8 protein-coding genes are annotated in these 7,731 nt (G+C 36.0%); all 8 read left to right on the top strand.

Annotated elements, in window-relative coordinates:
• The first annotated feature begins 48 nt into the window (after positions 1-48).
• The 8 genes from ACN0U3_RS11310 (at position 49) to ACN0U3_RS11345 (ending at position 7,607) form a co-directional block, all read left to right on the top strand.
• Positions 49-459: a hypothetical protein gene (locus ACN0U3_RS11310; protein WP_299201005.1), complete on the top strand. Its 411-nt coding sequence runs from the start codon at positions 49-51 to the stop codon at positions 457-459.
• A 123-nt stretch (positions 460-582) separates the two neighbouring features.
• A complete protein-coding gene (locus ACN0U3_RS11315; RefSeq protein ID WP_417266299.1) occupies positions 583-984 on the top strand; it encodes a hypothetical protein in 402 nt (133 codons plus the stop codon).
• Between the two features lie 288 nt (positions 985-1,272).
• Complete coding sequence (locus ACN0U3_RS11320; protein WP_417266300.1) at positions 1,273-2,406, top strand: DegT/DnrJ/EryC1/StrS family aminotransferase; 1,134 nt, start codon at positions 1,273-1,275, stop codon at positions 2,404-2,406.
• Positions 2,403-3,722 (top strand): UDP-glucose dehydrogenase family protein, encoded by a 1,320-nt coding sequence (locus tag ACN0U3_RS11325; RefSeq protein ID WP_299201009.1) that lies wholly within the window; start codon positions 2,403-2,405, stop codon positions 3,720-3,722. Before ACN0U3_RS11320 ends, ACN0U3_RS11325 begins: the two co-directional genes overlap by 4 nt.
• 2 nt (positions 3,723-3,724) lie before the next feature.
• On the top strand, positions 3,725-4,714 hold the full coding sequence (locus tag ACN0U3_RS11330) for a UDP-glucuronic acid decarboxylase family protein (RefSeq protein WP_299201011.1): 990 nt from the start codon (positions 3,725-3,727) through the stop codon (positions 4,712-4,714).
• A gap of 1 nt (position 4,715) precedes the next feature.
• Positions 4,716-5,285: a DapH/DapD/GlmU-related protein gene (locus tag ACN0U3_RS11335; protein ID WP_417266301.1), complete on the top strand. Its 570-nt coding sequence runs from the start codon at positions 4,716-4,718 to the stop codon at positions 5,283-5,285.
• An 8-nt stretch (positions 5,286-5,293) separates the two neighbouring features.
• On the top strand, positions 5,294-6,325 hold the full coding sequence (locus ACN0U3_RS11340) for a Gfo/Idh/MocA family protein (RefSeq protein ID WP_417266302.1): 1,032 nt from the start codon (positions 5,294-5,296) through the stop codon (positions 6,323-6,325).
• Positions 6,303-7,607: a nucleotide sugar dehydrogenase gene (locus tag ACN0U3_RS11345; protein WP_417266303.1), complete on the top strand. Its 1,305-nt coding sequence runs from the start codon at positions 6,303-6,305 to the stop codon at positions 7,605-7,607. Before ACN0U3_RS11340 ends, ACN0U3_RS11345 begins: the two co-directional genes overlap by 23 nt.
• Positions 7,608-7,731: the final 124 nt, after the last annotated feature.

The raw sequence follows: 7,731 nt of genomic DNA on the forward strand, positions 1-7,731 counted from the left end.
AATTTATTTATATTTACTTCTTGATTAATAATTGAAATCGATAAGCTTATGAAAACAGCAACTAAATTAATACTGTTTCTATTTTTGTTTACCTCCATAGGATGTTCTAAATATGAAGAAGGTTCTTTTTTTACTTTACGCACTAAAAAAGCACGCATTACAAATACATGGATACCTGTAAAATACGTTTATCCGAATGGGAGTTCGAGTACAAATGTGGACGAAGGAGAGATTACTTTGAGTAAAGACATGACAGCAACGTGGAAATTAATGTTTAATAACGAAATGTACACCGTTCCAGGAAGTTGGAAGTTTATTGGTGACAAACAAGGAATTAACGTAACAGTGAGTGTTTTTAACTTTACTGAAAGTCAGGATTTTGAAATTGTAAAACTGAAGTCTAAGAAATTGTGGGTCCGTGACTCTGATGGTGTTGTAACCCATTTTGAAGCGAAATAAAGTTTCCTTTCAGTTGTTAAAAGACACTAAAATAAGGGATGTTAAGGTTTTTTAGCATTTGTAGTGGGGGCTAGGTTTTATCTTTGACACAAATAACCAATTAATTTCAAAAAAATGCAAAGAATGAAAACAGCAAAATTTTTTACCGCAATACTATTAAGTTTAACCTTCGTTTTAGCTTCTTGTAGTAAGTATGAAGAGGGACCAGCAATTTCTTTATTGACAAAGAAAATGCGTTTGACAGGGGATTGGACGCCAGTGAAGTCGATTACTGATGGTGTATCAGTAGAATACGATAACAAAGACAGAATTATAACATTTGAAAAAGATGGGACTTATATCAGTAAACTTTCATCAGCTTCATTTACTGGAGAGTGGGATTTTAATGATGACAAAACAAAAGTAGTGATTTCAAATTCTGGTTCTATTCAGTTCAATAATGAAAAAGAGATTATTCGATTGACCAATAAAGAATTGTGGTTGATAGATGCTGGAGTTGAAACGCATTATGAGAAACTGAAGTAGACCTCAGTTGGCTAACTAAATGACTATGGACTGAAAGTGCTATGGGGTTAGATGAGAATAAAGCCCTCAAAGTTTAAAAGAAATAGATAGTAGACTTTTTGTCTAGCATCTAATGTCTAATCCCGAGGCTTATCGGGAGCATAGTTTTAACTCTTTCTGAGACGAATAAATAAGTGATAAAGCACGGGCCTCTAAAATAGAGCTTCGTGCTTTTTTTTGTTCTCTTATTTATAATCCCTTCTTTTTGTTATTTTTGTCTGACCTGTAAAAAGGGGTAAAAATATTTTTATGAAAAAAATTCAAATGGTTGACTTAGTAAGTCAATACGAGAAGATAAAACCACAAGTCCAAACTGCAATCCATTCCATTTTAGAGAAAGCACAGTTTATCAATGGACCAGATGTTCATGAGTTCAAAGGAGAGCTTGGCAGTTATTTAGGAGCTAAGCATGTAATTCCTTGTGCCAATGGTACGGATGCTTTACAAATTGCTATGATGGCTTTAGGACTTAAGCCAGGAGATGAGGTGATTACACCTTCATATACTTTTATCGCAACGACTGAAGTGATTGGTTTGTTGAGGTTGAAACCTGTATTTGTGGATTGTGAAAAGGACACTTTTAATATTTCGCCAAAAGCCATTGAAGCCGCAATTACTGCACGTACTAAAGCCATTGTGCCTGTGCATCTTTACGGCCAATCTTGCGATATGGAAGCCATCATGAAAATTGCTGAAAAGTACGACTTGAAGGTTATTGAAGATAATGCTCAGGCAATAGGTTCTGACTATACTTTCTCTGATGGAACAGTTAAAAAAACTGGAACAATTGGAGATGTAGGGTGTACGAGTTTCTTCCCCTCAAAAAACTTAGGTTGTTATGGAGATGGAGGAGCGATTTGTACCAATGATGACGATTTAGCTAAGCAAATTGAAATGGTTGTGAATCACGGTCAGAGTAAACGTTATTATCATGACGTTATTGGTTGTAACTCACGTTTGGATACCATTCAAGCAGCTGTTTTGAGAATTAAACTAAAAGAATTAGATCGCTATATTGATGCGAGAAGAAAAGCAGCAGCGTTTTATGATGAACAATTTAAGGAGGTTGAAGGCTTAACAATTCCTTTTAGATCCGAAAATACAAAACACGTTTTTCATCAATATACTCTACAGTTATCAGACGATATAGATCGAGACGCTCTAGTGGCGTATTTGGGAGAGAAAGATATTCCTGCCATGATTTATTATCCTGTTCCTTCTCATAAGCAAAAAATGTTTGCCTCTTTAGAAACATCTAGTGGGATTTTAGAAAATACTGATTGGTTAACAAAACGTGTTTTTTCATTGCCTATGCACACAGAATTAGAGCAAGATCAATTAGAATACATTTGCAAATCAGTAAAAGAATTTATAGAGAAATGAAGAATATAGCTGTTATTGGTACAGGATACGTAGGTTTAGTTACAGGGACATGTTTTGCAGAAACTGGGAACAATGTAATCTGTGTTGATATAGATGAAGATAAAGTAAACAGAATGAAGAATGGAGAGGTTCCGATTTATGAACCCCATTTGGATGTTTTGTTTGAAAGAAATATTAAACAAAATCGTTTAAAGTTTACAACAGATTTAGCTTCGGCAGTAAAAGATGCAGAGATTATATTTTTGGCTTTACCAACACCTCCAGGAGAGGATGGCTCTGCCGATTTATCCTATGTTTTAGGAGTCGCTAAAGAATTAGGTAAGCTGATTACAGATTACAAAGTTGTGGTAGATAAGTCTACAGTCCCTGTAGGAACAGCAGATCAGGTGACGGAGGCTATCGCCAATGAGACAGATGTTCCTTTTGCAGTGGTTTCTAATCCAGAATTCCTCAGAGAAGGTTTTGCAGTAGATGATTTCTTAAACCCAGATCGTGTCGTTATTGGTACGGAAGACGAAAAAGCGCGTCAAATCATGAAAGAGCTGTATCAACCTTATGTTCGTGATGGACATCCGATTATTTTTATGGATGAAAAGTCTGCCGAACTAACAAAATACGCAGCTAATGCATTCTTGGCAACGAAAATCACCTTTATGAATGAGGTGGCCAACTTTTGTGAAATTGTTGGTGCCGATGTAGATAAAGTACGTGAAGGAATGGGATCTGATTCTCGTATTGGACATCGTTTTCTTTATCCAGGAATTGGATTTGGTGGAAGCTGTTTTCCTAAAGACGTTAACGCTTTGTTGAAAAGTGGTCAGGACAACAACTTTAATTTTTCAATTATCGATGCTGTATTGAATGTCAATGACCAACAACGCATTAAGCTTTTAGATAAAGTTTTGGATTACTATGGTGATATCAAAGGGAAAAAGTTTGCACTTTGGGGCTTGGCTTTTAAACCTGATACAGATGACATTCGGGAGGCACCTGCCTTATATTTAATTGATGAGTTAACCAGGAGAGGTGCTGAGATCGTTGCCTTCGATCCAGAGGCAATGAAAAATGTGAAAAAACAAATCGGAGATAAAATAGAATATGTTGGAAATCAGTATGACGCCCTTGATGGAGCTGATGCATTATTGATTGCAACAGAATGGTCGGTTTTTAAAAATCCAGATTTCACTCAAGTTAAATCTAAATTAAAAGCACCGATTATTTTTGATGGTAGAAATTTATTTGACTTAGAAGATATGAAGGAAAAGAACCTTTACTATAGTTCGATCGGACGTCAAACAATTGTTCCAAATTTATAAATATGGAGAAGAAAAGAGTATTAATCACCGGCGCAGCTGGATTTTTAGGTTCGCACCTTTGTGATCGATTCATTAAAGATGGCTTTCATGTAATCGCCATGGATAATTTAATCACAGGACGATTGTCCAATATCGAACACCTGTTTCCGAATGAAAACTTCGAGTTCTACCATCAGGACGTATCTCAATTTATTCATGTTCCAGGTAAACTTGATTATATTTTACACTTTGCATCTCCTGCAAGTCCGATTGATTATCTAAAAATTCCTATTCAAACCTTAAAAGTTGGATCTTTAGGAATTCATAATTGTTTGGGCTTGGCCAGGGTTAAAAATGCCCGTGTACTGATAGCTTCTACTTCTGAAGTTTATGGAGACCCTGAAGTTCATCCTCAAACAGAAGAATATTGGGGGAATGTAAATCCAATTGGACCACGTGGTGTTTATGATGAGGCTAAGCGTTTTCAAGAAGCTATGACTATGGCTTACCATACTTATCATGGATTAGAGACAAGAATTGTTAGAATTTTCAATACTTACGGACCAAGAATGCGTTTGAACGACGGAAGAGTTTTGCCAGCATTTATTGGGCAATCTTTACGTGGTGAAGACCTAACAGTGTTTGGAGATGGAAGTCAAACCCGTGCCTTTTGTTATGTAGATGATTTGATTGAAGGGATTGTTCGTTTGTTGTTTTCTGATTATTCAGATCCAGTGAATATTGGTAATCCCGATGAAATTACAATTGGTGAGTTTGCTGAAGAAATCATCAAGTTAACAGGTACGTCGCAAAAGGTGATCTATAAAGATTTACCTGTAAATGACCCGAAACAAAGACAGCCAGATATTACAAAAGCCAAAGAAATTTTAGATTGGTCACCTAAGGTCAGTAGAGAAGAAGGCTTAAAGTTAACCTATGAATATTTCAAAAGCTTATCGGAAGAAGAGCTTCATCACAAAGAGCACAATAACTTTGACGCATATATAAAGTAATATGGATTATTTTTCACATTCCACCGCAATCATTGATGAAGGATGTTCTATAGGAAAGGGAACAAAAATATGGCATTTTTCTCATGTGATGCCAAATTGTAAAATAGGTGAAAATTGTAACATTGGCCAAAACGTTGTTATATCTCCAGAAGTTATTCTAGGGAACAATGTTAAGGTACAAAACAATGTTTCAATCTATACAGGTGTTGAATGTGAAGACGATGTTTTTTTAGGACCTTCAATGGTTTTTACGAATGTCGTAAATCCAAGAAGTGCTGTTGTACGCAGGGGACAATACAGCAAAACTCTAGTAAAAAAAGGAGCGTCAATCGGAGCGAATGCTACCATTGTTTGCGGACATGATATTGGAGAGTACGCTTTTATTGGTGCGGGTGCTGTTGTTACCAAAGAAGTTCTACCATACGCATTGGTTGTTGGAAATCCAGCTAAACAAATAGGGTGGATGAGTGAATATGGACACCGACTAAATTTCGATGAAAATGGTCAAGCTGTTTGTGAAGAAAGTCAAGAAAAGTATGAAATCAATGACGGATGCGTTACCAAACTATAAGTACTGTTATGGAAGGTAAAATAAAATTTGTAATCGTAGGAGCAGGACATATAGGGAAGCGGCATGCCACTATGGTTATGGAGAACCAAGAATCAGAACTTGTTGCTTTAATTGACATTCAGTCTCAAGAAAACTTAGGCCTCGAAAAGTTTGAGGTACCTTTTTTCAATTCCTTAGAAGATTTTCTAGCTTCGAACATTGAATTTGATATTGCAAGCATATGTACGCCAAATGGTTTGCATGCTGATCAAAGCATTCAGGTGCTATCTCAAAACAAACATGTCGTATGTGAAAAACCAATGGGCTTATCTAAAGACAATTGTGAAAAGGTAATTTTTAAATCTTTGCAAATGTCAAAGCATGTATTTTGTGTCATGCAAAACAGGTATTCACCTCCCTCGGAGTGGATCAAGTCAGTTGTTGATCAAGGAGTGTTAGGAAAAGTATACATGGTACAAATCAATTGTTACTGGAACAGAGATGATCGCTATTATAAAAAAGGAGGATGGAAAGGAACTCAAGACCTTGATGGGGGAACATTGTTTACTCAATTTTCTCATTTTATTGATATTATGTATTGGTTGTTTGGGGATATTAAAAATATAAAAGGTAAATTTGCGGACTTTAACCACCAAGATTCTACCGATTTTGAAGATTCTGGATTTGTCAGCTTTGATTTTGTTCAAGGCGGTATGGGGTCTTTAAATTACTCCACATCAGTTGCAGGTCAGAATTTAGAATCTTCAATCACCATTATTGGTGAAAAAGGCTCGGTGAAAATTGGAGGTCAATACATGAATGAGGTGGAGGTGTGTAATATTGAAGGTTATGAAATGCCTGAATTAGCCCCCACCAATCCTGGAAATGATTATGGATCATACAAAGGATCGGCAGCGAATCATCATTATGTGATTCAAAATGTTGTAGATACATTAAAAGGTAGAAATATAGCAACTACAAATGCCCTTGAAGGACTGAAAGTAGTAGAAATAATAGAAAGAATATATAAAGTACGAGATGAGCAATTCAATACACACTAAGTTATTAGAAAGAAAAGAAAAATTAGCAGTAATTGGTTTAGGTTATGTAGGTTTACCTATAGCACTTGAATTCGCTAAAAAGATGGATGTTATCGGATTTGATATTAATGAAGCGAGAGTCGATTTAATGAAAAATAACATCGACCCTAGCAATGAGTTGGAGTCTTCAGATTTCGAAGGTTGTAGCATTGAGTTTACAGCAAATATTGACGATTTAAAAGCAGCAACATTTTATGTTGTTGCAGTACCCACTCCAATTGATGAGTCTAATCGTCCGAATTTAGCTCCACTATTGGGCGCTTCTAATACAGTAGGTAAGGTGCTTCAAAATGGAGATTATGTGGTGTTTGAATCTACAGTTTATCCAGGATGTACTGAAGAAGATTGTATTCCTGTATTGGAAGAAATATCTGGATTGAAAGCTGGTGTTGATTTCAAGTATGGCTATTCCCCAGAACGTATTAATCCAGGAGATAAGGTACATACTTTACAAAACGTAGTGAAGGTTGTTTCTGGAAATGACGCTGAGTCTTTGGAGGAAATTGCAAAGATTTATGAAGAAGTTGTTGGAGCAGGGGTGCATCGCGCATCATCTGTCAAGGTAGCCGAAGCTGCAAAAATCATTGAGAATACACAGCGTGATGTCAATATTTCACTCATTAATGAGCTGTCTATTATTTTCGATCGACTTGATATTAATACCTATGAAGTGTTGGAAGCAGCAGGAACAAAATGGAACTTTTTGCCATTCTCTCCAGGTTTAGTAGGAGGACACTGTATTGGTGTTGACCCATACTACCTGACGCATAAGGCAAAAGAAGTAGGGTATCATGCTAAAGTTATTCTTAGTGGTCGTTCCGTAAATGACTCAATGGGATTCTATATCGGAAAGCAAACCGTAAAAAAAATGATTGCACAAGGAAAGGACATGAATGAAGCCAAGGTTTTAATCATGGGAGCTACTTTCAAAGAAAATGTTAGTGACATCAGAAACTCAAAAGTGATTGATGTCGTGAATGAATTGAAATCATTCTCTGTAAAAGTAGACTTAGTTGACCCTCATGCCTCCTCAGAAGAAATGAAGCGTGAGTATGGAATAGAGCTTTCAAAAAACATCGGTAGTAATTATGATGCGGTAATTGTTGCTGTAAATCACGAAGAATACACTAAATTAGAGGAAAACGACTTCCTAAAGTTTTTTAAAGATGGAAAAGGTGTTTTTGTGGACATCAAAGGCGTCTTTAAAAATAAAATTAAGGAATTAGAGTACTGGAGTTTATAATGGAAAAGAATATTTTAATAACAGGTGGCGCTGGGTTCAACCCGTGAAATGATGGCAGATACAACATTTTTTTATACGTATATACTTGTAAGTGAAAAAGACGGTAAAAAATATACAGGTTGTA

The organism is Brumimicrobium sp., from assembly GCF_048268645.1.
Classification (GTDB): domain Bacteria; phylum Bacteroidota; class Bacteroidia; order Flavobacteriales_D; family Crocinitomicaceae; genus Brumimicrobium; species Brumimicrobium ulvae.

Excerpts from the sequence above, each read along its gene's own strand:
- ACN0U3_RS11310 (WP_299201005.1), top strand. The coding sequence starts at position 49 with ATGAAAACAGCAACTAAATTAATACTGTTTCTATTTTTGTTTACCTCC.
- ACN0U3_RS11315 (WP_417266299.1), top strand. The coding sequence starts at position 583 with ATGAAAACAGCAAAATTTTTTACCGCAATACTATTAAGTTTAACCTTC.
- ACN0U3_RS11320 (WP_417266300.1), top strand. The coding sequence starts at position 1,273 with ATGAAAAAAATTCAAATGGTTGACTTAGTAAGTCAATACGAGAAGATA.
- ACN0U3_RS11325 (WP_299201009.1), top strand. The coding sequence starts at position 2,403 with ATGAAGAATATAGCTGTTATTGGTACAGGATACGTAGGTTTAGTTACA.
- ACN0U3_RS11330 (WP_299201011.1), top strand. The coding sequence starts at position 3,725 with ATGGAGAAGAAAAGAGTATTAATCACCGGCGCAGCTGGATTTTTAGGT.
- ACN0U3_RS11335 (WP_417266301.1), top strand. The coding sequence starts at position 4,716 with ATGGATTATTTTTCACATTCCACCGCAATCATTGATGAAGGATGTTCT.
- ACN0U3_RS11340 (WP_417266302.1), top strand. The coding sequence starts at position 5,294 with ATGGAAGGTAAAATAAAATTTGTAATCGTAGGAGCAGGACATATAGGG.
- ACN0U3_RS11345 (WP_417266303.1), top strand. The coding sequence starts at position 6,303 with ATGAGCAATTCAATACACACTAAGTTATTAGAAAGAAAAGAAAAATTA.